The 25,852-nt window shown below is 40.2% G+C and carries 24 protein-coding genes and 1 pseudogene; 16 read left to right on the top strand and 9 right to left on the bottom strand.

What is annotated here, in order from left to right; genetic code table 11:
• Positions 1 to 123: 123 nt before the first annotated feature.
• Positions 124 to 444: a hypothetical protein gene (locus EHS11_RS09145; protein ID WP_167884395.1), complete on the bottom strand. Its 321-nt coding sequence runs from the start codon at positions 442 to 444 to the stop codon at positions 124 to 126.
• 261 nt (positions 445 to 705) lie between these two features.
• On the opposite strand from EHS11_RS09145, the gene EHS11_RS09140 reads away from it, so the two are divergent.
• From EHS11_RS09140 to EHS11_RS09125, 4 genes are all read left to right on the top strand, one after another.
• Positions 706 to 1,647 carry an ABC transporter ATP-binding protein gene (locus EHS11_RS09140; protein WP_135764083.1) on the top strand — a complete coding sequence of 314 codons (942 nt, stop codon included), beginning with the start codon at positions 706 to 708 and terminating at the stop codon, positions 1,645 to 1,647.
• Positions 1,644 to 2,405, top strand: coding sequence for an ABC transporter permease (locus EHS11_RS09135; RefSeq protein ID WP_135764082.1), 762 nt, complete (start codon positions 1,644 to 1,646; stop codon positions 2,403 to 2,405). The genes EHS11_RS09140 and EHS11_RS09135 overlap by 4 nt, the downstream gene beginning before the upstream one ends.
• A 328-nt stretch (positions 2,406 to 2,733) precedes the next feature.
• Positions 2,734 to 4,887: a neutral/alkaline ceramidase gene (locus EHS11_RS09130; RefSeq protein ID WP_135764081.1), complete on the top strand. Its 2,154-nt coding sequence runs from the start codon at positions 2,734 to 2,736 to the stop codon at positions 4,885 to 4,887.
• 92 nt (positions 4,888 to 4,979) lie between these two features.
• Positions 4,980 to 5,639 carry a TetR/AcrR family transcriptional regulator gene (locus EHS11_RS09125; protein ID WP_135764080.1) on the top strand — a complete coding sequence of 220 codons (660 nt, stop codon included), beginning with the start codon at positions 4,980 to 4,982 and terminating at the stop codon, positions 5,637 to 5,639.
• A 32-nt stretch (positions 5,640 to 5,671) separates the two neighbouring features.
• On the opposite strand, the gene EHS11_RS09120 is transcribed toward EHS11_RS09125, so the two are convergent.
• The gene (locus EHS11_RS09120; protein ID WP_246047727.1) at positions 5,672 to 6,742 is read right to left on the bottom strand and encodes a ketopantoate reductase family protein; all 1,071 of its coding nucleotides are present in this window, start codon (positions 6,740 to 6,742) and stop codon (positions 5,672 to 5,674) included.
• Positions 6,743 to 6,824: 82 nt separating this feature from the next.
• On the opposite strand from EHS11_RS09120, the gene EHS11_RS09115 reads away from it, so the two are divergent.
• A complete protein-coding gene (locus EHS11_RS09115; protein ID WP_135764079.1) occupies positions 6,825 to 7,133 on the top strand; it encodes a ribonuclease HepT family protein in 309 nt (102 codons plus the stop codon).
• Positions 7,134 to 7,141: 8 nt separating this feature from the next.
• On the opposite strand, the gene omp85 is transcribed toward EHS11_RS09115, so the two are convergent.
• The 3 genes from omp85 to EHS11_RS09100 form a co-directional block, all read right to left on the bottom strand.
• Complete coding sequence (gene omp85 / locus EHS11_RS09110; protein WP_135764078.1) at positions 7,142 to 8,581, bottom strand: Omp85 family outer membrane protein; 1,440 nt, start codon at positions 8,579 to 8,581, stop codon at positions 7,142 to 7,144.
• A gap of 253 nt (positions 8,582 to 8,834) precedes the next feature.
• Positions 8,835 to 9,038: a HAMP domain-containing histidine kinase gene (locus EHS11_RS09105; RefSeq protein WP_135764077.1), complete on the bottom strand. Its 204-nt coding sequence runs from the start codon at positions 9,036 to 9,038 to the stop codon at positions 8,835 to 8,837.
• 119 nt (positions 9,039 to 9,157) lie between these two features.
• Positions 9,158 to 9,691: a hypothetical protein gene (locus EHS11_RS09100; RefSeq protein WP_135764076.1), complete on the bottom strand. Its 534-nt coding sequence runs from the start codon at positions 9,689 to 9,691 to the stop codon at positions 9,158 to 9,160.
• Between the two features lie 128 nt (positions 9,692 to 9,819).
• Between EHS11_RS09100 and EHS11_RS09095 the strand changes: the two genes are divergently transcribed.
• A complete protein-coding gene (locus EHS11_RS09095) occupies positions 9,820 to 11,397 on the top strand; it encodes a methyl-accepting chemotaxis protein (protein WP_342775434.1) in 1,578 nt (525 codons plus the stop codon).
• On the opposite strand, the gene EHS11_RS09090 is transcribed toward EHS11_RS09095, so the two are convergent.
• Positions 11,314 to 11,622: a carboxymuconolactone decarboxylase family protein gene (locus EHS11_RS09090; protein WP_167884394.1), complete on the bottom strand. Its 309-nt coding sequence runs from the start codon at positions 11,620 to 11,622 to the stop codon at positions 11,314 to 11,316. The two genes, EHS11_RS09095 and EHS11_RS09090, sit on opposite strands and share 84 nt — an antisense overlap.
• Before the next feature lie 143 nt (positions 11,623 to 11,765).
• Positions 11,766 to 12,734, bottom strand: a complete 969-nt coding sequence (locus tag EHS11_RS09085) for an LA_2444/LA_4059 family outer membrane protein (protein WP_135764075.1) — start codon at positions 12,732 to 12,734, stop codon at positions 11,766 to 11,768.
• Between the two features lie 92 nt (positions 12,735 to 12,826).
• Here EHS11_RS09085 and EHS11_RS09080 point away from each other — a divergent pair, with 92 nt between their 5' ends.
• Genes EHS11_RS09080 through EHS11_RS09070 form a run of 3 tightly spaced genes read left to right on the top strand, consistent with a single transcriptional unit; the run spans position 12,827 to position 15,211 of the window.
• Entirely contained in the window at positions 12,827 to 13,531 is a 705-nt protein-coding gene (locus EHS11_RS09080) for an NAD(P)H-binding protein (RefSeq protein ID WP_210413664.1), read from the top strand.
• Complete coding sequence (locus EHS11_RS09075; protein WP_167884393.1) at positions 13,489 to 14,157, top strand: hypothetical protein; 669 nt, start codon at positions 13,489 to 13,491, stop codon at positions 14,155 to 14,157. Before EHS11_RS09080 ends, EHS11_RS09075 begins: the two co-directional genes overlap by 43 nt.
• A gap of 1 nt (position 14,158) precedes the next feature.
• A complete protein-coding gene (locus EHS11_RS09070) occupies positions 14,159 to 15,211 on the top strand; it encodes a hypothetical protein (protein ID WP_135764073.1) in 1,053 nt (350 codons plus the stop codon).
• Between the two features lie 43 nt (positions 15,212 to 15,254).
• Here EHS11_RS09070 and EHS11_RS09065 read toward each other — a convergent pair whose 3' ends face one another.
• On the bottom strand, positions 15,255 to 16,097 hold the full coding sequence (locus EHS11_RS09065; RefSeq protein WP_135764072.1) for a hypothetical protein: 843 nt from the start codon (positions 16,095 to 16,097) through the stop codon (positions 15,255 to 15,257).
• Between the two features lie 300 nt (positions 16,098 to 16,397).
• Entirely contained in the window at positions 16,398 to 18,653 is a 2,256-nt protein-coding gene (locus EHS11_RS09060) for a heavy metal translocating P-type ATPase (protein WP_135764071.1), read from the bottom strand.
• A gap of 195 nt (positions 18,654 to 18,848) precedes the next feature.
• Here EHS11_RS09060 and cueR point away from each other — a divergent pair, with 195 nt between their 5' ends.
• The 7 genes and pseudogenes from cueR (at position 18,849) to EHS11_RS09025 (ending at position 25,830) form a co-directional block, all read left to right on the top strand.
• Complete coding sequence (cueR, locus tag EHS11_RS09055; protein ID WP_135764070.1) at positions 18,849 to 19,235, top strand: Cu(I)-responsive transcriptional regulator; 387 nt, start codon at positions 18,849 to 18,851, stop codon at positions 19,233 to 19,235.
• Positions 19,236 to 19,323: 88 nt separating this feature from the next.
• Positions 19,324 to 19,455 (top strand): annotated as a pseudogene (locus EHS11_RS20405) (ankyrin repeat domain-containing protein); the annotation flags it as partial.
• 51 nt (positions 19,456 to 19,506) lie between these two features.
• Positions 19,507 to 20,451 carry a DsbA family protein gene (locus EHS11_RS09045; RefSeq protein WP_135764069.1) on the top strand — a complete coding sequence of 315 codons (945 nt, stop codon included), beginning with the start codon at positions 19,507 to 19,509 and terminating at the stop codon, positions 20,449 to 20,451.
• A gap of 35 nt (positions 20,452 to 20,486) precedes the next feature.
• Positions 20,487 to 21,983, top strand: coding sequence for a discoidin domain-containing protein (locus EHS11_RS09040; RefSeq protein ID WP_246047726.1), 1,497 nt, complete (start codon positions 20,487 to 20,489; stop codon positions 21,981 to 21,983).
• A gap of 8 nt (positions 21,984 to 21,991) precedes the next feature.
• Complete coding sequence (lsa20, locus tag EHS11_RS09035) at positions 21,992 to 22,606, top strand: LIC11469 family lipoprotein adhesin Lsa20 (protein ID WP_135764068.1); 615 nt, start codon at positions 21,992 to 21,994, stop codon at positions 22,604 to 22,606.
• Between the two features lie 165 nt (positions 22,607 to 22,771).
• On the top strand, positions 22,772 to 24,526 hold the full coding sequence (locus tag EHS11_RS09030) for a PP2C family protein-serine/threonine phosphatase (protein ID WP_342775432.1): 1,755 nt from the start codon (positions 22,772 to 22,774) through the stop codon (positions 24,524 to 24,526).
• On the top strand, positions 24,523 to 25,830 hold the full coding sequence (locus EHS11_RS09025; protein WP_135764066.1) for a sensor histidine kinase: 1,308 nt from the start codon (positions 24,523 to 24,525) through the stop codon (positions 25,828 to 25,830). The genes EHS11_RS09030 and EHS11_RS09025 overlap by 4 nt, the downstream gene beginning before the upstream one ends.
• Positions 25,831 to 25,852: the final 22 nt, after the last annotated feature.

Raw genomic sequence — 25,852 nt, 5'->3', positions numbered from 1 at the left:
AAACTTTTTGCATAGGAAAAACCGTATCATCTAATTTTCGGATGTACGGATGCTAAAAGATACAAATAAGAACTTCGGTTCTTTTCTTGCGGCTTATGTCTCTCGGAAAAGAACTGATTAGGATCAGCTTGCAAACTTTGCCGGAATCGATCCGACATTTAACAACCAAATTTGGCATCCCCAATGCAATTGAGAAATCCTTTCTATGCTTCTGAATAGATTTTCTCTCTTTGAACAGTAAAGAGTGTAAGCGACAAATACCAGAAATATTAACCCTGATAAGATTGTAATTGTTTGAATCGAAGAGGGAAGATTGCTTTTGTAAATCCATGTATAATGGATTTCGGTGATTGAAAAGACGGAGAGAAGGATGCAAAGTATTGATTTTTTAGTCAAACTCCCGTTAAATGTATCTGCATCGACAGTTATATTTTTTCGAACCAAGTTGCGGATTTGTATTCCTTTTTGTTTTGAAAAATCGTATATATGGCTAAGGTGGTCTGGTAAAGTGCAATAGGAATAGTCTTATGTTGGATTTGTCAGAATCAAAAGGACTTGGATCGTAAGAGTATCCATTAGATGACATTCCATTAGCACAAGTGAACGTCATGCAAAAAAACTACGGATTGAAAATGATGATGTCTGTTTTTAGCTGAATGTTATTTTTGGTCAAAGAATCATAGCTCGGAATAGGGATTTTACCTTATGCAAAAAAAACAGAAACCATCCATAGTCTCCGTCGTCAATCTTTCCAAGTCCTATCCTTCCGGCTTTCAGGCTTTGAAGAAAGTAAATCTGGAAATCGAAGACGGAGAGATCATTGCTCTTTTGGGACCGAACGGTGCCGGCAAGACCACACTAATCTCTGTTATATGTGGAATCGTAAATCCAAGCGATGGCTCCGTGATTGTCGACGGCAAAGATATTATCGCAGATTTTAAAGAAACACGTTCACGGATCGGCCTTGTACCTCAAGAACTGAGCGTTCATTCCTTTGAGTCGGTTTGGACTACCGTGAGTTTTACGAGGGGGCTTTTTGGAAAAGCACCAAATCCAAGTTATCTGGAAAAACTCTTGAAATCACTTTCTCTATGGGAAAAAAAAGACGATATGATCATGACTCTTTCCGGAGGAATGAAAAGAAGAGTTCTCATTGCAAAAGCACTCTCGCACGAACCGAAGATTTTGTTTTTGGATGAACCGACAGCCGGTGTGGATGTGGAACTACGCAAGGACATGTGGAATATCGTTCGCGATCTTCGAAAACAAGGCGTAACCATCATATTGACTACTCATTATATCGAAGAAGCGGAAGAGATCGCCGATCGGATTGCAGTGATCAACAAGGGAGAGATCATACTTGTTGAAGATAAAAAGCTTCTGATGCAGAAGTTGGGCAAAAAGCAACTCAGTTTGGATCTGACCATAGAAGTGAAAAAACTTCCGGCTGCTTTGAAGGGATACGAACTGGAACTTGTTTCCGGTGGCAAACAGTTGATCTATACTTATGATCCCCAGGCAAAGGAAAACGGGATCACAAATCTTCTTGATGTCTTGAGAAAATCGAAAATTCCCTTTAAAGATCTAAATACCACCCAGAGTTCTCTGGAAGAAATTTTTGTTCAGTTGGTGAAGGAAGAAAAATGAATTTATACGCAATCAAATCCATCTATATCTTTGAAATGTCAAGAACCTGGAGAACTTTGATGCAAAGCATCGCTTCTCCTGTAATCTCCACATCTCTTTACTTTGTAGTATTCGGTGCGGCCATCGGCTCACGGATTCAGGAAGTCAACGGAGTTCCTTACGGATCTTTTATCGTTCCCGGACTTATCATGTTATCTCTGTTAACTGAAAGTATCGGAAATGCATCTTTCGGGATTTATTTTCCGAAGTTTACCGGAACGATTTATGAAATCCTTTCCGCTCCCGTTACCATGTTGGAAGTTGTGATCGGGTTTGTGGGTGCTGCGGCAACCAAATCCATGATACTCGGACTGATCATGCTTGCCACTTCGGCTTTATTTGTTCCTTTGAAAATTGCACATCCTTTGCTAATGATTCTGTTCTTAATACTAACATCCGTTTCATTCAGTTTATTCGGGTTCATCATAGGAATTTGGGCGGATAATTTTGAAAAGTTGCAAATCATCCCTATGCTTGTGATTACTCCTTTGGTATTTCTCGGCGGAAGTTTTTATTCAGCCAGTATGCTGCCTCCCTTTTGGCAAAAACTATGTCTATTGAATCCGGTGCTTTATTTGGTAAGCGGATTCAGATATAGTTTTTATGAAATCTCCGATGTGAGCGTTTATGTAAGCCTTGCTGCTGTGTTTTTATTTTTGAGCATTTGTATGATTTTGGTTTGGCTGATTTTTAAAACCGGCTATAAACTGAAAAAATAAGAAAGAAAAGAAAGGCATCTATCCGAAGCTTTTTTGATTTATTTCCGGGAAACAAAGTTCCCGGAAAATCCCCGCCTTGTCTCTCTACTTCAGAACTTATCCCTCACTGTTGGTGATCCCCAAGTCCCCTGATTTGCCCAATTATGGCTTTTTTAGGAACTTTTTGTTTTAAGAACGGTGATCAGAAAAAAGCCGACAATTGTCGGTTATTTTTGTTGCCATAATTTTTCCATCGTTTAGCATTTATCCCTAATTTGATCCCGGGTCCGGTTTGGGGTGGGAAAATGCGAAAACAACCATTTAAGAAATCAAAATTTGGAGATAGCATATGAATTCTAAACAATACCCTCTCATCCGAGGGATCATCTACCTAACACTTGTTTTATTTGTTCTGACTTGTTCGGACAAAAAAACTTCCCAGTCCCATCTGCTTGGTCTTGCAGAAACCGGCAATAGCTCTTCTTTAGGAGACGGATTATCCGGAAATGTGGGAGGTACCACAAAAGCGGTTTCCCTTGGTTCGTCTCCTTACTTGGTAGGAGCAGGGATTTATGATATCACAGGCCCTGCAGCAGAAGTAGGTATGATGGGATTTGCAGAATCGGCGCAAAAGACGGAAGGGATTTATATGCGTCTTTGGTCCAGAGCCTTTATCATCGGGGACGCTTCCAAACGGGTGGTTTTTGTCAGTGCCGATTTGGCGATGATATTTCAATCTATAAAACAAGGTGTAAGCAGTAAGATTGCTTCGGACTCGGAACTATCTCCTTATTATAATGAATCCAATGTTTTGCTTTCCGCGACCCACACCCATAGCGGGCCTGGAGGATACTCACATTATTTTTTATACAACGTAACTACTGCGGGATTTATCAAACAAAACTACGATGTGATTGTAGATGGTATTTACCGTTCCATCAAATTGGCTCATAAAAACCTGGTACCGGGGAAGGTTTTCGTAGGGCAGGGGGAACTAACTGATGCTAGCAAGAACAGATCTTCTGTCGCTTATGACAAGAATCCTTTGGCAGAAAGAAACAGTTATTCCTCCAATGTAGATACTACCATGACCTTATTGAAACTGGTGGCGGAAGACGGTCGTGAAATAGGAACGGTGAATTGGTTTGCAGTCCATCCTACAAACGTAGGACCAACAAACAAATTGATAGGTGGTGATAATAAGGGATTGGCCTCTTATACATTTGAAAAGTTGAAAGGAACCAATTATTCATCCGACAATACATTCGTCGCGGCATTCGCACAATCGAATGCGGGGGATGTGACTCCAAATCTATGGGGACCTGCGGATGGGGTTCATGATTTTGAAAGACAAGACATCATTGCCGGAAAACAATTCAATAAAGCGCTTTCACTTTATTCAGCCGCTTCAACTCAATTGACAGGCTCTGTTGACTTTCGCCATAGTTATGTGAATTTTTCCAACCTATATGTCGGCTCCGTGGGGGCTACCACATGCGCTGCCGGAATGGGTGCATCTTTTGCTGCGGGAAGTACGGAAGACAATGCAGTGTCCGTTGACTTTTTCGATGAAGGGGTCACTGTGGATTCTTTGGACTGGAATGAAGACGCAAGATCCGCATTTCTTTCCAGTTTTCTCGGAGGAGCACTGGGAATCATTTGGCCCGCTTCCCTCAGCGAGTCGTATAAAACCTGTCATGCGGAAAAACCGGTTCTCATTCCTACTGGTGTTGCAACCTTTGATGGGAATCCCTGGACCCCTCCCATCATTCCATTACAAATCATAAAGATCGGAAACCTGGCTATTTTGGGAGTTCCGGCCGAAGTATCCACTATGGCAGGGCGTAGACTTCGTTCGATCGTAGCAACCGAGTTAAATGGAATAGGGTATACCGTCATAGCAGGACTTTCCAATGCTTACACATCTTATTTGACTACAAGAGAAGAATATTCTTCCCAACAGTATGAAGGTGCTTCCACTCAATTCGGACCGAACACTTTGTACGGTTACGAACAGGAATTTGACAAATTGGCAATTGCCTTGCGTCAGGGCACTGCTGTTCCCGCAGGTCCTACTCCTCCGGACCTTACCAATTATCAGGCTACTTTCCAAACAGGTGTCGTATTTGACGATATTCCTTTGTTTAAAAGTTTTGGAGATATAGTCACTCAAACATCTCCTTCGTATTCCAGCGGTGCTACCGTAACAGCTGTTTTTTGGGGTGGTCACCCTAAAAACAATCTTCTTACCAGAAGCAGCTTTGTTGATGTGGAAAAATGGAACGGATCTACTTGGGTGACCGTAGTTCGCGACTTGGATCCAAGCACCAGGTATAAATGGCAAAGGGACGGAATTGCTTATTCAAAAGTAACCGTTACCTGGAAAACCACTTCTTTTCCTACCGGCACTTACCGAATCCGTCACAGAGGACATTGGAAATCCGGTTGGACAGGAGCAATTTCTTCCTATCAGGGTGTGACGAATAGTTTCTTAGTACAATAGGAAATGATTTTTTCCTGACCTTTTTTAAGGTCAGGAGCTTTTTCTTTTTGATACGGAATTGACTGTGAGAGATTCTAAATGAGTCTGATCGTATGGATAAATTGGTCGACGCATCGTTATCCCCTGAGCTTGCTTCCCGTCCTTTTAAGTTTACAAGCCGCCAAGGTAGAAACAGACGCACTCAATTGCTTACCATTGCACTCGAGTTTTTGAGGGAAAAATCTCCTGAAGAAATCAGTTTCGCTGGTATTTGCAAAAAAGCAAAAATTCCCAGACCCTCCGCTTATCATTTTTTCCCCAATGTGGAAGCCATATTTCACGGAATCAGATTACTCCATGCGGAAATCCTGATCGAAAAATCCCTTTCCCTTGAAAATGAAACGTTTGTTACATGGAAAGATTACATTGAAAGATCGATTGAAGTGGCAGTCGAAGTCACTAAAAAGGAAAAAGCATTTCCCCGATTGATTTACGGTTACCGGGTGAGCCACCCGGAAATGCGCCAAGTAGGACAGGAGTTGGATTCGAGACTTGCCAATCTGGCGAAGGTGGGTTTGGATGAAAGATTTGTAATCCCTACTTGGAAAGAAGCTGATCAAGTTTTTGCAGTCGCGTTTTCCATTGCGGATTCTCTTCTCAAACATTCTTACAGAAGTTATGGTGATTTCACTTCTTGGATGGTAGAAGAAACCAAAAAAGCTACGATTTCCTATTTGAGTCAGTACTTGCCGGAAAACTGCAAACGAAGGTAACTTAACTTTTTAGTTTACGAATAACAGCTTCGTCATAAGCGGACAAGCTCTTTCAAAAATAAGATCGCAGGTTTTTCTTTCTCTTCTTCGAGGCTTTTTATTTTTTTTACAATCGCATCATTTACCGGAGTGCCTATTCCCAATGTTTTGGATTTTGCTACGATCTGTCCGTTAAGTTCGTCTATCTCTGTTTTGCGACCAGCGTCTAAGTCTTGTACCATGGACGTTCGGATACGGTAGTATTTGATTCCGATTGCAAACAAAATGATATGTCTTAATAGAAAGGGAAGCGCTCCTTTCCCGTCGCCTAATTTTCCGACAGATACTGAGCCAGGAACCACTTCTTCCTTGATTCCGATCTTTTCCATGACATTCCGCACTTCCGTAAGAACGCGGATAGCTGCTGATCTTCCCGATTTCTTAAAGAACAATTCCCCCAAGGTCAATTGACAACTTGCGGAAAGACCATTGATAACCGAATTGATTCCCAGCTTATGCCATCGAAAGCCTTTTAAATTGGAAGATAGAATCACCGTGATATAGGGTTCGAGAGCTTGTTTCCAAAATGGTTCCGGAGTGGTTTCATCGGCACCACCGAGGATCAGTGCTCCCGCATTCGATTGAAAATAAACTCCGTCCGGTAGTTTTTGAGTGTTCCAACCCACAACACCGCCTAATATTTGATTTGCGGAAATAGAAACGATTTCTTCGGGCAAACCGTTTTGGATCAGCACAAATCTGCCTCCCTTCGATAAAAGAGGAATGGATTTTCGAATGGAATCTTCCAGATTTGCCGACTTGGCACCTAAGATGATATAATCAAAGTTATCTTTGGTTTCTTCCAAAGTGGAAACGATTCCTTCGAATGAAATTTGCTCCTTCGGGCCGGAGCTGTAACGGTACCAAAGAGGATTTGCTAGTAGTTCCGATTTTCTTTTTGCATCCCTAGTGAGTACAAAATAGGGAACTTTATTAAGGAATAGTGCACGTGCGATGCTTAGAGTGATTGCACCCATTCCCAGGATGGCGATTTTAGGAAAAACGTTCTGAGTCGTGTTACTAGTTTGCATGGCGAATCGAATGGAAAGATTATACGGGCCCATTTATCCGGTTCAATGAAAATTTTTATGGTTCGGTAGGAATTGGCATTTTCCATAGAAGGAACAATGAGGTGAGGATTGAATTATGTTTTCTGAATTGATTTTCTTTTGCAACGAGTTGGAAAATTTCATCTATAAAAACCAAATCCAGGAATTTTCCGATGAAAACGACGATGCCTATTATGCGGAACAGTTTTTGGGAATGATTCATAAAGAATCCTTGAAAATCCCTCAATCCGAAAAATTGAAATATCCCAAAGTTCCTTGGGACAAAATGGATTCTTTTTGGGCGAAAGATCTTACCCGTGCTTATGAATACATTGATAAAAAGATGTTATATTCCATTTGTGCTTATGAAATTCCCAAGATCAAAAAAGAATTAAAACCTAATTAGAGTTAGAATTAAAATGCATGTGCAAAATCAACGAACATCTGAGTGTCTTCTTTTGATTTTGCCACATCAATCAGTATCACCGTTGCCTGGTTCCAAATAATTCTCAGTCCCTGTCCCCATGAAAACTTATATCCTTTCAAACCGATATTTTTTTCAGAATCCCAGACTCTGCCATAATCGTAAAAAGGAACCAGACTGAATGTAAAATGTTGATCACCTAATGTAAGTGTTGCGAATCTCCATCTCAGTTCAAAACTTCCGAAGCCGACCATAGTTCCGACAAACCTGTCTTGTCTGTATCCTCTCACTGTTTGTAAACCTCCCATTCCCGTAAATGGTCCGTCGACACTCCACATATAACGAATCTCGGAAAAAGGAGTTCCTGAAGAAGAGTAGGAAGCCGCTAACCTCGTGGCAAATACCAGTTCTTCGAAAACGGATGGAAATATTTTATAAAAGTATTTTGTCTGAAAAAAAAGCTTATTATAATTGAAACTTGATCCTGTTCTTTTGGAAACATTCGCAATGTTAAACTCAACTAAAATTCCACTGTCCGGGTCAGGTTCAAAATCCCTTGTATCATAAGCCAAACCGGTTCTGAAGTAATTGGCTTGGCCGCCGTTGTAGCCGATTATTTTTCCTTCTTTGTAATCTTCCGTGAGTTTGGAATCGCTGTTCGGAACGGCAGTTTCCCAAATGGAATTGTCTAGTAACGGATCTTTTGAAGGATTCCATCCTTTGTCGGAATGACGGATTATATTCTTTGAGATTTCGTTTGCTGCAATCCATTTCCAAGCTTTCCAGAAAGTATAATCTACACTGTTAAACAATGTAGTGGAATTGAATGTATATTGATTGTATCCTTGATCGGAATATTTTGAGTAGATTTCTCCCGATGAAGCGGGAGGTCTCATTAAACTTTGTGTGTTTTCATAATCATTATAATTGGCGCTGCGAAATTCTCCGTAACCAGGTTGATTTCTGGGACGTTGGGTTAAAGCTTCTAATGATTTTTCACCGACACCGAAATATTGTGAATTGGGATTGTAATCCCAACCTAGACTTGTTTTCCATCGGAATGCCGTCTCAAATAAATAGGGTGTGTCTAGTGAAATGAAATAATTTCGAACTCCTTCGTTTGTTTGAAATAGTTGGCTGGATATTTTATATTGATACGGTTGGTATTCGAAATATTCATCCGTCTTTTTTCCGTTGAAAAACAGATTTGCTCTGATACCACCGCCTTGTCCACGAACCGGATCGGAACTAAAGAGAGGAAGCGCATTGAAATAAAATCCTTCTTTTTTAAATGCAAGTTCTTCCGCATCCAGTTTTTTATCTTCATGAAGTTCGATTCTTTTGTTTTTCTTTTCTTCTTCTGCATGCAAAAAAAAAGGAAAGATGCAGATTGGAAAAATAAGGAATATAATCCTGTTCGCAAATGCCATTCATTTAGTTTTCTAAAAGGTTTGTGCAAATCCGACTACTTTAAAAAAATAAATTGATAAAATAACGAAAGGAATTCTACAAAATCTTAACATAATCTTAATACATTGATTCGAATTTATTTCTACTGTTTTGAAGGAAGTAAAATCGAAATTGTGTTTCCAGTGACTATATTTTGCATAATCGTTTCACTGAGTCCGGTTCCGCAGTTGGAAACGGACACGACTCCGAAATCTTTTTCATGAGAAGTTCGTATCAGTATCTCTTTCCCTTCGGGGAAAATCTGATTGCATTGGAGATAAGGTTTCTAAGTATCGTTGTGACTGTTTGTTTGTCGCAAAATACGGATTCATTGCTTAATTCTTTTTTGATGGAAAGATGTTTGTGTAACGCCTGTTTTTCGTGATAACGAATGGACTCGGATACCAGATCTTCCGGATTGTTTTCGGAATATTGCAAACGCAGTTGGTCTTTTTGATTCTTCGGAAAGAATTTTCAAAGAAGTTTTGAGCCCTCCGATAGAACCGCGCAAATCATGCCCGATCACGGAGAAGAAAATATTCTTCATTGCATTTGCATCAATGAGTTCGGTTTCCAAACGTTCGTTTACAAGCAGGACGAATGTAACGATTAACAAGAATATTACGGCCATCGTAACGAGCAGATAGGACGCCATGGGAAGATCCCATACTCAGGTAATCCGTTTCCGGGTTGTTTATTCCGTAATAACTGATCAGTTTCATCCTATCGTTCGCGTTTGCAACGACTACGAATGTAATGATACCGAGTGTAAGAATCAAATAAGTTGGCCAGGTAGGGAGTTTCGATTCTTTCAGTTTTTGAATCCCATGTGTGGTGAAAGTAAAACTAACCAGAATGAACGTATTTCCGCCGATGATGTAATCGGGAATGATGTCTTTTAGTCCGGCGAGAAGCGAACCAAGTGTCAGAAATAAAATTCCAAAAAGCCAGATGGAAACGCCTTCGTATCTTTTTTTTGTTTCAAACATTGTCCAAAGCTGAAGAAATGCAATTCCGCAGATTGTGGCATAACAAAAGTATAAGGTGCGTATATCCAAATAAAAATTCAAGAGTGTAACTTGTGAGTGCAAAGGATAAATCTTAGATGAATCGTAAAGTAAAAACTGAAATGCAAATTATTGATTGCAAATGGGTATGCTAAATGATTCGCTTAAGTCTTATTTTTCATTTGCCCTTCGGGCGTTAAGGTAGGTAAATTTTGCACGGACAGATTGAACAGATCGAAGATTTATGGATTAAGGGAAAAATCATTATCAATCGAATCCGTTTTGGACTAGTGATTCTTTTTACATTGTCTTTGGCTGGTGCCAAAGATTCATTTCAGCCCGTTATGTTTCAAATTCATAGTTGGGCAACCGTAATTATGGCGATCTATTGTTTAGTTTCCTATATTTGGCAAAAAAAAGGCAATCCTCCCGATTTGTTTCACAAATCACTCGTGATCTTGGATATCATCCTTCTTTCTCTTACGATCATCTTGGATTCTGCCCTCGGGACGGTGGAAGCAAAGTCGGCCTTGTCCAATATTGTTGTTTATTTCATTTATTTTTTCATTTTAAGTTATTCGGGATTTTTGGGAGACAGACGATTCGTTCTAACTACATCTGTTGTCGCCGCCATAGGAGCAAGCATCGGGCTTTTTGTTGCAGTGAAGATCGGAGGAATTCAGCTTACTGAAAAACCGAATCTTTCGTCGCAGCCGGGTTATGCGGGACTATCTACAGAGGTTCTGAAGCCTGTTTTTATTTTTACCGGCGGGTTGATCATATCCGTACTTGTAAATTTATTCAATAAAATAGGAAGGATCGGGTCTGTCAAAGCGGAAGAGGCGAAAAAATTATTGGATAGTAGCAATGCCAACAGAGATATCATTAAAAACTCTGCGGAACAACTGGAACATTCCATAGGTGCGTTTAGCAATTACGTATCCAATACTTCGAATAAATTGGAATCGCAGGCTGCATCACTTGAAGAGATCACGGCAGTCATCGAAGAACTTTCCAGCTCTTTTATTTCCAACTCCAATTCGATTGAAGACCAAAACCAAAAAGTAAAGAAATTATCCGCAGATTCCAAAGAGTTGAAATCAATTGTGGAAACTATTTTTCAGTATAGCAAGGATTTGGTGAAGATCGCGGAAGAAAACAAAGCCGATACGGAAAACGTAGCCCATGTTTCTGAAAAAACTAGCAGATTTTTGGAATCGATTCATTCATCTTTCGATAAAGTGGACGAAATCAACAAAATCATGGCTGAGATCGGAGACAAGACCAACTTACTGGCATTAAATGCATCTATTGAAGCGGCACGGGCAGGAGATGTCGGCCGGGGTTTTGCTGTCGTTGCAACGGAAGTAAGTAAACTCGCCGACTTCACTGCAAAAAATGCGAAAATCATTTCGACTGTAGTCACCGAATCCAGAACCTATATCCGGGAAGCCACAAATGCATCAACTAGCACCGGTAATCTGACGAATTCGCAAATAGGAAAACTTATTCATACATTGGAAAAAATCACTGCCATGAATCAGATGTATGACAAACAAAAACGTATTATAGAAAACTTTTTATTGGAACTGTCCGACATCGATATACTTTCATCCAATATTTCCATCAGCACCACCGAGCAAATCCTGGGCCAGAAGGAAGCGAGCAAAGGGATCCAATCTTTGGAAGTGGAAGTAAATGAAATATCAAGAACCTCTCGCGATCTGGAAGACAATATACATTCCATCCGAAAACAATCGCAAGAGTTGCTCTTGATGAGTAAAAACTAGGCTATACTCCAATGCCGCTTTTTCTTTGTCCGAATAAAAGGATGTTTCTCTCCAGGCATTGAGTAGATAGATTCTTTTTTCTTCTTCTCCCGCCTTTCTCGTGTCAGATGTATGCATGTCTATGCAAAAGGCACAACCGTTGATTTGAGAAACACGGATTTTGATCAGCTCATAGAGTTTCGGTTCGATTCCGCTGCTTTGGGCAAATTCTTCGTTTTTCAGCATAATTTGAGATGCTTCAGGATAAGCTTTTGTGTGATTAAATCTTGGGTTTATTGTATTTTTTCCTGAAAGAAAGACGAAGGCCGCATGCGGTTTGTGACAGCTAAAGGAAAAAATAAGAAGGATTTTTATAAGAACCCGAATTTTTAGAAATTAACGGAACCTCCGAAATAGACTCCTTTCAATATTTCAAAGTTTCCCGAACGGATCGGTTGCGAAACGGCAGGGACTCCCGTTAAGGAAAAATTATTTCCATTCCATTGCGAATTTAGATAGATAACATTGACTTGGTGCAAGTCAAGATAACTAAACTTGGATTCGATCTGATTGTATCCTATGTAGAACTTAAAATTTTCAAAAAAACGATAACTCAAAGATAGATCCAATTCATAGCCCCGATAAATTCCTTCCGTTCCTGCAGTGCTTATGGGCAAGAGAAAGGTTTGTGAACTGAGAATCGGATCTTTTAAAAAACGATTTCCTTGTGTATAAAAACCATCCAAACCGATTGAAAATTGAATATCAGATGTGATGGAATGAACGGATTTGATCGAAAGTTGCGGTCCGTATGTGAAAAAATATTCCTGGAAAGCGCCTTCACTTACATAACTTCCGTATTTGTATTTATTAATATTTCTAATTCCTCCTCCAGTATAAAGACTCCAGCCTTTCCCTATGGAAAATTTCCTATAAGCGTTTACTTCCAGTTCAGATCGCGTTACTGGCGTTATATATTCCCTGGTCATTGAAATTTGATTCCCCTCTGTTCGTAGAACGACGCTATTCGGATTTACGATTTCCATTTCAAAATAAGAAATTTCCAGTCTGTAATTTTTTTCATAGTTATCATAACTGAATACAAACGGTATCAAAACTTTCGAGTTTTGGTTGAGTTTTCCTGCGCTTACGGGTCGGTTTGGATCTGGGGTCTCCGTTAGAGAAGTGTATTCATAAGGAGTGAAGTGATAGGTTTGTCTTTTGAGAAAAAATTCGAAGGAAGATATTTTTTCCTTTTTGCTGCCGGTTTCCGTTTCTTTTTCTTCGCAATAGAGTGAGCTCACGGTCCAGGCGAATAAAAAAAGAGAGACCAAAAAGTAATAAACTCTAAAATTCATAGACTGGATATACTCTTGACATAAAATTTTAAGATAGATAGATTTTCTTGTCCATTGAAATTCAGTGGAGGCAAAAAGGAAGGAATTGAGTCATGAGCGAAAAAAAGAAAATTTTGATGCTAGGTGCTTCCGGAGCTGTGGGAACGGAGACTTGGAAAACATTGTTTTCCTCGAGTATGATTTCTCATTTGGCTTTTTTAGGCAGGAAAAAAATAGAAATCGCAAGTTTGGCTGAATCAATCACTCTTATACAACATAACATTGATATTTTGAATCCTTCTTCTTATTCGGACTATTTGCCTGAATATGAAACGGCAATATGTACGCTAGGAGTAGGTGAACCTTCCAAAATGAGTAGGGAGGAGTTCGTTCGAATTGATAAGGATGCTGTTTTGGATTTTGCCAAAACATGCAAGTCGAAAGGAGTAAAACATTTTTTACTTTTAGGTTCGGTAGGAGCCGATAAAAAATCGTCCTCTTTTTATTTGAGAACCAAAGGTGAAATAGAAGAAGGACTTCGTGCTTTGCAATTTGATGTGTTAAGTTTATTCAGACCTTCCATGATATTGACACCTAATAATCGTTACGGAAAAATGCAGGCTGTGGTTTTATTTCTTTGGCCGAAAATAGGTCCTTTATTTTTCGGTGGTTTTTCCAATTTGCGCGGGGTAACGGTTTCCGATTTAGGTAAGTCGATTGCACAAATTGCTTTGACTGAAAAAATTCCTTCCGTTCCTAAAACTACGGTCTATCAATGGAAAGAATTTCAGGAATTAGCAAAGATTCCAGTTATTTAAAGGAGCAAGTAATGCTTTCCGAGGAAATGTCATATCACATACGTTATTTGGAATCCAGACTTTCCAAATTAAAAAAGAATCCTGAATTGAATTCCTATCAAATCCCGGTCTATGAAAAAATCATCCTATATGCCAAACAAGGAGGATCTTATGAAGAGTATTTGGAACGATTGGGAGAGTTCGCCGATTTTTTTCCGGTAGCTCGTTCCGAACATTTGGATCGTTACAAATCGATCATAGAGCTGTATGAATCCCTCGGTTTGAAGGAATTTTCCGAATCAGCAAACAATAAATATACGACAGCAAAGTCTTGCCAAAGTTATTCTGATTTGGCAACAAAACTTCCCATAGGAATGGGATTGGAGAATATCGCTTCAGAACGGTTGAACTCTGCTTTTTTATTTTTAAACTATCTCGCAGAATTGCAAATCAAGCCTGAGAAGAAAGATAAATTGCATTTCGCTGCACTTGTCAAAGAGGAATGGGAAAAAATCAAAAACTCTGATCCGGAATTCGGTTTCGAATCTTTTTTTCAAAAACCTTATTTGTATATAAACGTATTTCCGAAGGACAAACTTCTTCAATTGAAACAAACATTCGAAAAAACAATAGGGAGTGTGATTTAATATGGAAGAGGGTTTGCGCGGCTTAATCGACGGATATAAAGCTGGGATCAGTCCTTATATAGATCTTCTTCCGAAAGAAAATAAAATCGCTTTGGAGGCGGAAGCTTTAATCCGAGAGATGGAGGAACTGGCGGAGAAAAACTCTTATACTGAATTTATGGAAAAGGCATCCGCCAAAGATCATTTCAATCGGATCATCGGCTACTATAGCAAATTAGCGCTGGAACAATCCAAACTATCTCCCAGAAGAACTACGATTCCCACTCCTTCTGAGATTGCAAAGGGATATCATCTTGCATATGAGTCCTTACCTAAGGATACAAATTTATCTGAAACCAAAAAGGTATACGAGAGAGTATTTCAATTGGAAAAGGAAAGCAGGACTGGTCCTGAGTTTTTGTGCAAATTGGAAGAAGAAAACTTGTTTTTGGAAATGTCCAGATCTCACTTAAGTGAAGTAATGCGGAATGGTCTGGAAAAAATGCTTCAAAGCGGAAGCGATTTTTCCTCCGATGGGAAAGGGGTAATATCCAATCCTCAGATGGAACATTACTTCCAACGAATGCAAAAACAAATGAAAGAGGCAGGTTCCCTGATGGAACTTGAATTCAACGCACTCCTCCGTGCGGAAGACTCCCGATTTTCCAACCTATGGGATAATACTTTTTTAAATGTAGTTTTCAATGCATTGATGAACCCTCTCGTTTCTTGGAGAATGAATCCTTCGGAGAAACTTAGAAAGGAAGTTGAGTCCGCCTATCTTTACTTAAATGAATTTTGGGGATTGGATTGGGACGGTTTGTTCGGGATTTCCAGAGTATCCGAATTTTTTGAAGCCACAATCTTCGGAGGAAGCGGGGGACAATTGAAATCGCAAAATATACATTCGGCGACGGATTTGAAAAAGGATCTGGAAACCTGTTTGGTCAAATGTTTAAAAGGAAAATCATTATTAGGTGATATAGATCCTGCAAAGGCAAAAGTTTTTTTCAGAGGAAAGGAAATTCAAATGAAAGAAATTAAACATGCCCTTAGTGATACGAAACTACCGTAAGGAAAGCCCTGGAGACTTTTTCCCCAGGGAAAAATGACCCTGATTACCTGGCAATCATCCATTTTCCTGCGATCTTTCCCAAATTGAGGGGAAGAGCCGCTCCTTTTTTCGCAGTAAGAATAGGATCTCCTTTAGCGGTTGTTAATGTTCCGATCATTCCGTTGCAAATGGTTCCGAATTTTACATTTTTCTTTTCCAATTTCCAGGTAGATCCTATTGCTTTGATCATTCCTTCCAATGCTTTTTTTTCTTCTTCCGGTTTATAAGGGAAGTATCTGGTTTCGGAAGTGTCTTTGGCTCTAAATTCGATGAAAGGATATATCTGTTTGAAATCTTTGCTATTCAATGCTTTTGAAAAAGAATCTACAAATTCCAAAGCCGATTTTTGAGTGTCAGAGTTCCATTCTATTTTTTCTGCCGACTTCCAAAGGTTAGATGGAGGAAGAAAAGGGGGAGTGAATTCAATTGTTTTTTCCAATGGTAAAGTGGAATCTTCTTTTTCTTCCCATTCGAAATTGGAAACCTCCTCCCCTTCATCAGGAAATTGGCCTTGTTGCCCGATGAGCAAACGAACGGATGCTTTTTTTCCAAAAGAATCTTCTTTATTATCTTTACTTTTACGAGCGGAAATTTTGATTTTGATTTCGTTTTTTCCGGGAACTGTCCAAAAGTTTACATCCGCTTGACCGGAAATATCGCTTCCTTTTGAACTCGTAACCGTATAACCGTTGTATGTTACATCCAGGTTGATCGAATAACCTTTATACAATATTATATAATAACCTGAGCTTGGTGGTTTTTCCGGAGCGGTGTCTTCCTCTGCGAACAGCAAGCTAGATACAGAAAGACCGAATAGCAGAACGGCTGATAAAAGAATATTCTTCATGAAAACCTCTATTTGGGAATTGGAGAAATAAATTGACCTAAAAATTTTAAAAGTCAACCGGATTTAGACGTGTGAATTTCAGATCGTCCTGAGACAAAAAGGCGAACTTTTTAGAATTATTTTATGCGAAAGCAGGATAAGGTTTGTGAAATCGACCGGGATGTGGTAGGGGTTTGGGGAGCGCGGCTTCCCACGATCCACACCTCCCCACCCTAAGATCAGCTTTGCTGATGATCCTTCGGATACTTCTCGCTTCTATGGGCGCTCGAAGGGGCGGGGGCTCTCCCACCCTACGGAAAATTATGTCTCTTTTTCTCTTCTCAGTCGTAAGGCATTCAATACCACTGAGACGGAGCTCAAGGCCATGGCGAGGCCGGCCACCCAAGGTGCAAGCAAACCGGAGGCCGCAACAGGGATTCCGATTGCGTTATAGGCAAAAGCCCAAAATAGATTTTGTTTGATATTTCGAACGGTTGCTTTGCTGATTCTCACAGAATCAACTAATCTTTGTAAGTCACCTTTGATGATCACGATTCCCGCTGTTTCCATCGCAATGTCTGTTCCGTTTCCCATCGCAAAACCAACGTCAGCTTTGGCAAGTGCCGGCGCATCGTTGATCCCGTCTCCTGCCATTCCAACTGCGCCCATTGAATTCTGAAAATTTGAAATGAGATCCAATTTTTGGTTCGGGTTGAGGGATGCATGGATTTTTGAAATCCCTACTTGATCGGCAATTAATTTTGCATTTTTTTCCAAATCCCCGGTCAATAACACTGGTTCAATGCCAAGTTCTTTCAAAGCAAGGATTGCTGTTTTGCCCGACTCTTTGATTTTGTCTTCCAAGCCAAATAGGGCCCATAGGGAACGGATACCGTCTAATTTTCCCCAGACGATGGACTTTCCTTTTTCTTCCCAGGATTTACCGATTTCAAGAAGTTCTTCGGGAGGTTTGCCGCCGCTTGTCAAAATATAATCTAGTTTTCCGGCTAATATGAAATCGTCTCCCACTCTTGCGCGAATTCCCCCCCCGGGTACCGATTGAAAGTCTCTTGGAGGGATGATGTATATTCCTTTTGATTTTACAAATTCTACAATTGATTTTGCTAACGGATGTTCGGAGGCAGATTCAGCCGAAGCAATCTTTGAGAGAATCTGATCTTCTTCTTCTCCGGAAGTTTCGTAATCTGTGACAATCGGATTACCTTCCGTCAAAGTTCCCGTTTTATCAAACGCTACTACTTTCAAATGAGCCGCAGTTTCCAAACTTTCTGCATCTCGAATTAAAATTCCTGACTTTGCAGCTTTTGTCGTGCCTACTAATAAAGAAACAGGTGTGGCAAGCCCCAAAGCACAAGGACATGCGATTACTAGTACTGCGATCGCTTTTTCCAAAGCGGAACCGATATTTCCAGGTTCTAAATAGAAAAACCAAATTAAAAAATCAATTAAGGCGATACACACAACTACGGGAACAAATACGGATGAAATCCGGTCTGCCAGTTTTTGAATGGGAGCTTTGGAGGTTTGCGCTTCCTCTACGGATCGAATGATGGATGATAGAACGGTTTGATCTCCGATTTTTGTTGCTTTGAAGATCAACGAACCGTTTCCGTTGATCGTTCCTCCGAGCACCGGGTCTCCGATTTTTTTCTCAACAGGAAAACTCTCTCCGGTTAACATGGATTCATTGACATCGGAATGTCCTTCCGTAATAAATCCGTCCGCGGAAATTTTTTCTCCGGGACGGATTTGGATGATGTCTCCCGGTTTTAAAAATGCAGAGGGAACTTCTTCGAACGAATCTCCTTTTTTGACCGAGGCAAAATTTGATTTTAGACCTAACAATGATTTAATTGCTATCGAGCTTTTGTTTTTCGCAATTGTTTCCAAAAGTTTTCCACCTAATAGAAAAGTCAAAAGCACTCCGGAAGTTTCGTAATATAGATGAGGCAGAGATAAGTGTTCCGTATGAATCGGGTTTGAACTTCTCTGCAGATACCAAAGAACGGTAGCCACCAAGCTGTAACCGAATGCTGCCGATGTTCCCAGTGCAACCAAAACATCCATATTGGCCATCTTGTTTTTTAAAGAGCGATAAGCTCCTTTGTAAAAGGGAAAACCGATCCAAACTTGAACCGGTGTGGCAAGTGCAAGTTGGAATAAAGGAGACAGTAGCCATTCTGGAATCGGAATAAATGATAAAGCCTTGAAATGACCTACCATTGTATAAAGCAGAGGGATAGAAAAAAGACAAGAAATGAAAAATCGGGTTTTCAATCGGTTCTTTTCTTTTTCCTGCTCGGATTCATGATAGGAAGGATCGGATGAATCGTGCTTTGCCGCCTTATAGCCCAAAGACTCTACGATTTTTATCAGATCCTCATTTACAACTGTTGAGTCATGTTTCACGAATGCGCTTTCCATTGCAAAGTTGACTCTTGCTTCCTTGATTCCGGGAGTTTTCTGCAATCCTCTCTCGATTCGAAGAGCGCAGTTGGCACATGTCATTCCATAGAGATCCAGAGTAATGTTTGTTTGTTTTTCCGAAATTTCCATAAATGAATCTCCTTAACAGTGAAAATGATCCCGGATGGTCTTATTTCATTTTCAACCTTCCTATGATGGGAAGGTCAAGATGAATGTTGGAAAAAATACGGATTTTTCTAAAAAAAATTTAACTTTCTTTTCTCAACCTTCTAATCATAGGAAGGTTGAGAAAATCCATTCATTTGTAAATCGGGAGGATTGGTCATGAATATTGGAGAAGTGGCAAAGGTTTCGGGGATCAATTCCAAAATGGTTCGTCATTACGAATCCATCGGACTCATCCCTAAAGCATTCCGTGCGGAATCGGGCTACCGGGTTTATTCCGAGAGCGATGCGCATATTTTGAGATTTGTAAAAAAAGCGAGAAACTTAGGTTTTCCTTTGCAGGATATTAAAAAATTGGTCAGCCTTTGGCGTAATAAGTCAAGAGCAAGTTCACAGGTAAAAACTCTTGCGATGTTACATTTAAAAAATATGGAAACTAAAATTCAGGAATTGCAGGCGATGGTTTCCACATTAAAACATCTTACCAAACATTGTCACGGAGACCATAGACCGGATTGTCCGATACTTACAGGACTCGAAGATTGAGTTTGTCGTTAATGTCTCATTTTTACAATTCCGATTCTTAGATTCGGATTACCCTTATTTTTTAGAAACTCTTCCGTCTTCCGGTCTTGATGCGAACCAAGTGACTCCTTTGCATATTGCAAATAGTTATGATGGATTAGGTGAGATTTCCGATTTGTTACTTGAATACGGAGCCAATCCGAATCGAAGAGGCCGGTTGGGAAAAAGGTATTTGATGTAGGCGGATTGTTTTTATCTTGAAGTCTTCCAATGCATTTTTATCCTTTTGGAAATGCTTCGTCTTTATCTTTTCTTTGTATTGGTTTTCGGTGTGTTATTTGTTTTTTCCCATTGCACTGAGGATTCAAAAACCGCTGATCTTTATTTTCCCGAGTCTCTTCCCGCTGAAGTCTCCGTCAAAACGACTTTGGGAAAAGAAGAAAATCTGAGAAAGCTGCAGTCCGTTTCCAAACAAAAAGGAATGAGCCTTGAGGAGTGGAAAGATTCGGAAAAAAACAAAATCGACGATTCTCAGATTAATCGTTATTATGCGAAAGAAAAAACAGGCCCTTCCGGTTTTGACGTTTCCATCGATATGATTGATAGCAAAAGAGAAGGGATCCGCCGCAGACTTGCCTGGACACGTATTTTTAAAATTGCGAATGTATCCGTTTCTTCGGATGAGTCTTTCTATTTTCCAATTTCCAAAATCAATTTGAAAAATGCGATCACAACAGGCAATTCCGATCACCCGAAATGGACGATTGTCGAGTGGAGTGACTTCAATTGCAGTTTTTGTCGGAAAAGCCATCCCGCATCCGCGGCAATCCGTAAAAAATACGGAAAGGATATTTTGTGGATCAGAAAGGACTATCCGTTGGAGTCTGAAACTAAAGAAGGGCTCTTGGCATTAAGCGTTATGCGATGCATATATTCCGAACGTCCGCCCCTTTATTGGCAAAGCCTGGATTCTGTTTACGAACTTAAATTTTTTTCCTTAACTTCGATGAAAAACAAACTGGAGGCTAGTTCCGTTCCGGGGAATCTAATAGAATCTTGTACATCGGAAAAATCCCTTTCCCGATTTGAGGAAGTCGTGCGAAAGGACCATTCGGAAGCCGTGTCCATTGGTGTGGGGGCGATTCCTACGATTCTTGTAAACGGAAGATTTATCGTGGGAGCGCTCGATCTTGTTTCTTTTGAAAAAATCCTGAAAGCAACTCTCCCTTCCAAATAAATTTCTTGCCAATTTCTAAGGAGAGGTATCCCCTAATGAAGCCCATATTTTTCTACGAGGTTGCAGGATTTATGCGATTCTTTAAAATCATTCCCTTCTTATTTGTTTTTTTATTCACAATTGCTTGTGGTAAAAAAATTCATTTTTCGATGGTCACGGCCACTTCCATGGACAACGGGCTTCCGTTTCTGGTGTTAGATGGTAAACAGTGGAACGCGGAACCTGGCGCAGAGTTTGTAAAAGTTCATTTTTATGCGGATGAACCTTTTTCCTTGAGTAAAGTAAGTTTCGAATCTTGTAACGGAAATTTTAAAGATCGTGTCGCAGCTTACGTTAACTTTGATGAGGTGTATGGAAGTACGGATGTTGAAAAATCAAATGCGGAAGTTGTTTTCGAGCCTGTCGTGCAAGCGCGTTCCGTTACCCTGAATTTTCAAAGAAACTTGGACGTATGTTTGAAACAGGTTAAATTTTTCGATGAAAAGAAAAAAACATACAGAACATATACTCCCGAAATTATAAAAGGCACGGCAAAGGCGTCGGAAACCGCAAGTCCTGAAGCAAGTTATAACGTCCTAAACCTGTTTGATTCCAAATATGAAAATGCTTATGCCTCCGTAAAAGGCGGGAAAGGTGTGACCCTTAACTTTGATTTCGAAAAAGAGCAGGAGATCACAAAGCTGAAATTTTGGAATGGATACCAAAGATCGGACGTTCATTGCATCAAGAACGGACGGATCAAAGATTTTATTTTAACGGGTGACAACGGTTATTCGGCAAAACTTTCCGTTGAAGATTCCATGGGAAGTCAGGAGGTTGCACTTCCAAAACCTTTTGAAGGCAAAAAACTGACTCTTACCGTAGACTCGTTATACGAAGGTTATTCGGAAAAGGGCTTCGTGTTATCCGAACTTCGCTTCGGAAATGACGACGGTTGGTTTGCACTTGATACTCTTCCAAAATCGAAAGATCTTGCCGCAAAAAACTTCGATTATTTCACAAAAGCTTCCTTGAGAAAAGTACTGAACCGCGGTTTGACAGGACGTGAAATAACTGAAGTTGTGGAAGGAGCTGTCACCGATTTGCCGGAAGGTGCTTCCCCTGAAATGCAAGTGGAAGAGAATGTTGACCCACCTTCTTCCTCGGACTGGACCATTCGTTTGCGTTCCGACGGAACTTTTTTCCTCGAAGGATCCACTTTGCGCACCAATTACGAAGAAGGTCAGGAAAAATCACAGAAATTTTACGGTATGGGAAATTATGAAGTGAAGTCTACGGAAGGCGGCAAGATCGACTTACGCATATTTGGTTTTCTTAGAAAACAGGCATTCACAAGCTTTTTGGACTACGGAGAAGGAGATTGTAACGGTTGTGGTAGAGATTGCAATATTGTAAAAAACTCCGACCCGAACAATACTGAAAAAATCTTCCAAGAGTTCATTACCTTACAAGCACGCGGAAAAAATTATTATCTGACCAATACGAAACAACAGAACTTGGATTTTTCCACGTTGGAGTTAAGTCTGGAATAATTCATCCAATGACCCTACTTTCTTATCTGTTTCGTTTTTTAATTCTTTCCCTTTCTCTTTTCGCTTTTTGCGGGGAGGGAAATCAGGATTCACATAACCATAGTCAGGTTGTATCCGTTCCTGGCACTCCTACGAAGAGTAATTCCGTAGAGATTGAGATTGGTTGGCAATATACCCAGATTCCTTTGAAAATGGAAATCCGGGAACCATCCGGTTCCCAAAGTCTGGCACTTTGGACGACCGGTTCTGTTGCCTTCGGAAAGAACGCTCCTTTTTCCACACCAATCCCCGATTCTAAAATTCTATTAAAGCCGGGTGCGAAAAAACAATTTTTACTGGTTATGAAAAATGAAACCAAAGAACCGGTGTATTTTTTCGCCGCTCCTCACCAGGCTCACCCCGTAGAACATAGTTTTGGTTTTAAGTTCAAATGTTTATGCGTGAACCATGCTTTTACGGTTCCTCCGGGAGAGTTTTGGTACAGAGTGGTGGAGATCCGATTGAGTCCTGAATTTCTCGGGGACAAATTAACTCTAACACATAATGTCATCGGCATTACAAAGGAACGAATGTTAGATTTTGAAAAGGGGTCTGCAAAGTCCTTTACTACGGAAATGGATTGATGAACATTTGCTGAAATGCTTCGTTTCCTATTCATCTGCTTTTTTCTTTTGGCATGTGCGGGCATTACTGCGCAAACAAATGAAGAGGTAAGGCGGTTAGAAAGCGGTTGGACATTCACGGATTTCCGGAGGAATGAGACAAAACCCGTTCAAGTAGGGAAGGGATTGGTCGAGCAAGGGTATTCCGTTCCCGTCCGAGGAGTATACCGATTGGAGGTAGATATTACCGAATCTGCCGTTTACACCCAAGGGATTTTTTTGGACAGGCTTCATTCCGTGGACAGCACCTACTGGAACGGAAAGCCCGTCGGTTCCACTGGGCGATTTAGTCCTGACTACTACCCTTATTGGATCAGCTCCCGTTTTTATTCCATTCCCGCAGGTAGTATATCTCTCGGAAAAAATATTTTAGAAGTTCAGATAGAATGCAGAGAAGTGGAATTCATGTGTGGGATCTTTCGGAACATTCCCCGTATGGGTTCGTATGAAAGTATAAAGGATGAATTGATCTACGAAGATTTGAGGCAGTTGATATTTGCATCACTCTTCTTCGGGATTTTTATACAGCAGGCAATCAGTTATATTTTGAACCGGTCTTCTCATGCGGGATTGTATCTGGCTGCGACCGCGATCTTATTTGTAACTTGGAGAATTCCCATTTTGCATAAGATTCATTTTCTGGATTGGGATCCTGAGCTTTTGGTGAGAACCTTATTTTTTTCACAGTGTATGTTTCCATGTACGATTATATTATTTGTTTATTCTCTTTTTGAAGAAAAACCTTCCCGTATCGTAATTTCACTTCTTTCTCTTGATGTGATCATTGCGTTCATACAATTTTTTCCGTTGAAACCGGATTATAGATTTCAATTTGTATATCTTTGGTATGTTTTGCTTGCTTTTAAAGTTCCTTTGCTCATTACACTTCTTGCCCGATTTTATAATAAAAAATCAGAAGCAATCGTAGTTTCGATAGGAGCCTTGGTCGCAACCTGTTTCGGAATCTTGGATATTGTTTCGGATTTGGCCATCGGAAAAAATCAATACTTAAGCCAATATGGTATCTTTGCATTTATGTTCAGCGGAATCCTTGCAATAGGAATTCAAAATGCAAGGACGAGAAAGGCATTAAAAAATCTGAATGAGTCTTTGGAGATGATTGTAGGTCAAAGGACTCAGGAACTTGAAAAACAATACCGTATTCTCAGCGATGAAATGCACATGGCGGGAAGTTTACAATCAAAGCTGATACCGAGTATGCAGGGAGATGTTTGCGGACTGAAGGTGAATTCCGTCTATATTCCTATGGAAAAAATAGGCGGTGATTATTATGATTTTTATATTCACGATCAGGACACCGTTATGTTTTTGTTATGTGATGTTTTGGGGCATGGGATACCTGCGGCATTGATCGCTTCCATGTTGAAAATCAGCTTTTTAGAACTTGGCCCCAAACATAAGGAGCCTGATCGGCTTTTGGAAGAATTGAATCAAAAAATGATCCCGGTAGTGGACAAAAACTACATTACGGCTCTTGCATGTAGTTTCGATTTGAAATCAATGGAAGTAAGGTATTCAGTGATGGGACATCCGAATCCCATTTTTGTAAGCGGGGAAGGAAAGGCTCCCGTTATCCTTGATGGGAAAGGGCCGATTCTCGGGTGGATCAAAGAAGCAAAGATTCAGTCTTGGAAAATGAACCTGTGCCAGGGAGATCGTTATTTTTTCTACACGGACGGAATTACGGAAGCCCAAAACTCTTATAAGGAACTTTTCGGAGAAGAACGCCTCTTGGAATTATTGAGCGACGGACGCAACCTGGAACCTAACCTTTTAAATAAAAAAATTTTGGATTCGGTGAGGGTTTACTCTCCCAAACTTTCGGATGATCTTACTTTTTTCACTGTGGAGATGCCTTGATCAGATTTTTTGTACCGGACTGGCTTCGTCGTCTGATTTACATCGGGGTCACGGAAGATCTGGATTTTGAAACCGTTTTACGACTTCAAATCACCAATTTTGCCGCAGCATTCGGGGTAGCATCTAATATCAGTTATTCTATAGTTTTTGTTTTGTGGGGATTTCCCGGCGGCATTTTGCCACCTCTGCTCAACCTCGGTTTTATCTTTTTCATCGGCCTTCCCATCTATCTCAACTATATTCGCAAATACGATTATGCAAAATTTTTACTTATGCTTGCGTTGTCTTTGGATTCGTTTACAACTACCGGTTTGTTTTCCGGAAATCTTCTCGGCGGACATTATTTTTTTCTGATCTTTGCTTTGCTTCCGTTCGTAATTTATTCTTATAATGCAAAGATCACCAGTATCTCCTTTTTTATTTTGAATTTATTTTTCTTTTTTTATATCGAATACCTTTCCAAGCCTCCTTTCCTTGCGACAGATAGTTCTTTTTATTTCGTAGGGATTCAGAATTTTTATAGGATTCTGTCTATCTCTATCTGTTACTTCGGTATAGCTACTGTTATGCTGTATTTTTTGAGAAATACTTTCCGCAACCAATCCGAATTGCAAAGAACAAATGCTTATAAAGACAAGATATTTTCCATACTTGCCCACGATTTGAAAGGCCCGATGGGAAGTATGGGGACTTTTCTGGGTATCCTTATGGAGTCCGTGGAGAGGCTTTCTCCCGAAGAAATGCGAAAAGGTTTGAAAGAACTTCGTAAAAACTCGTTTCAAAGTTATGTGATCCTGGAAAATCTTTTGGATTGGGTGAAAAATGATTCTCATCGAATTCATTTTTTACCGGATTATATTTCGATCTCTGCGATTGTTACCGGTACCATTGAGTTATTACAAATTCAATGTGCGGAAAAAAATATCCAATGGGAACTGAATTTACCTTTCTCACATTTGCCTTATGCGGATGAACGAATGACGGCAACTATCATGCGTAATATTATATCCAACGCGGTGAAATTTTCCAATCATTCGGGCTATGTGATTGTTTCCAGTTTGGAAAAAGAAACCGAATTCGAAATTTCCGTAGAAGATTTCGGAGTGGGAATTCCTTCCGAAAAACTCCAAAAAATTCAAAACAGGTTGCAACCCGGTACGACTTTCGGAACGGCAGGAGAAAAAGGAACCGGAATCGGATTACTTTTGGCCATTGATTTGATTGCACAACAAAATGGCCGCTATACACTTTATAGTGAGGGGAAAGGAAGCAAATTTACTCTTTTTCTCCCTAAGTCTCCTTAATTTCAACTTTCTTTCTAAAATG

The sequence above is a fragment of the Leptospira ilyithenensis genome, assembly GCF_004771005.1.
Classification (GTDB): Bacteria; Spirochaetota; Leptospiria; order Leptospirales; family Leptospiraceae; genus Leptospira_A; species Leptospira_A ilyithenensis.
The sequence above is the reverse complement of the archived record's forward strand: the minus strand, read 5'-3'. Positions and strand labels throughout refer to the sequence as shown.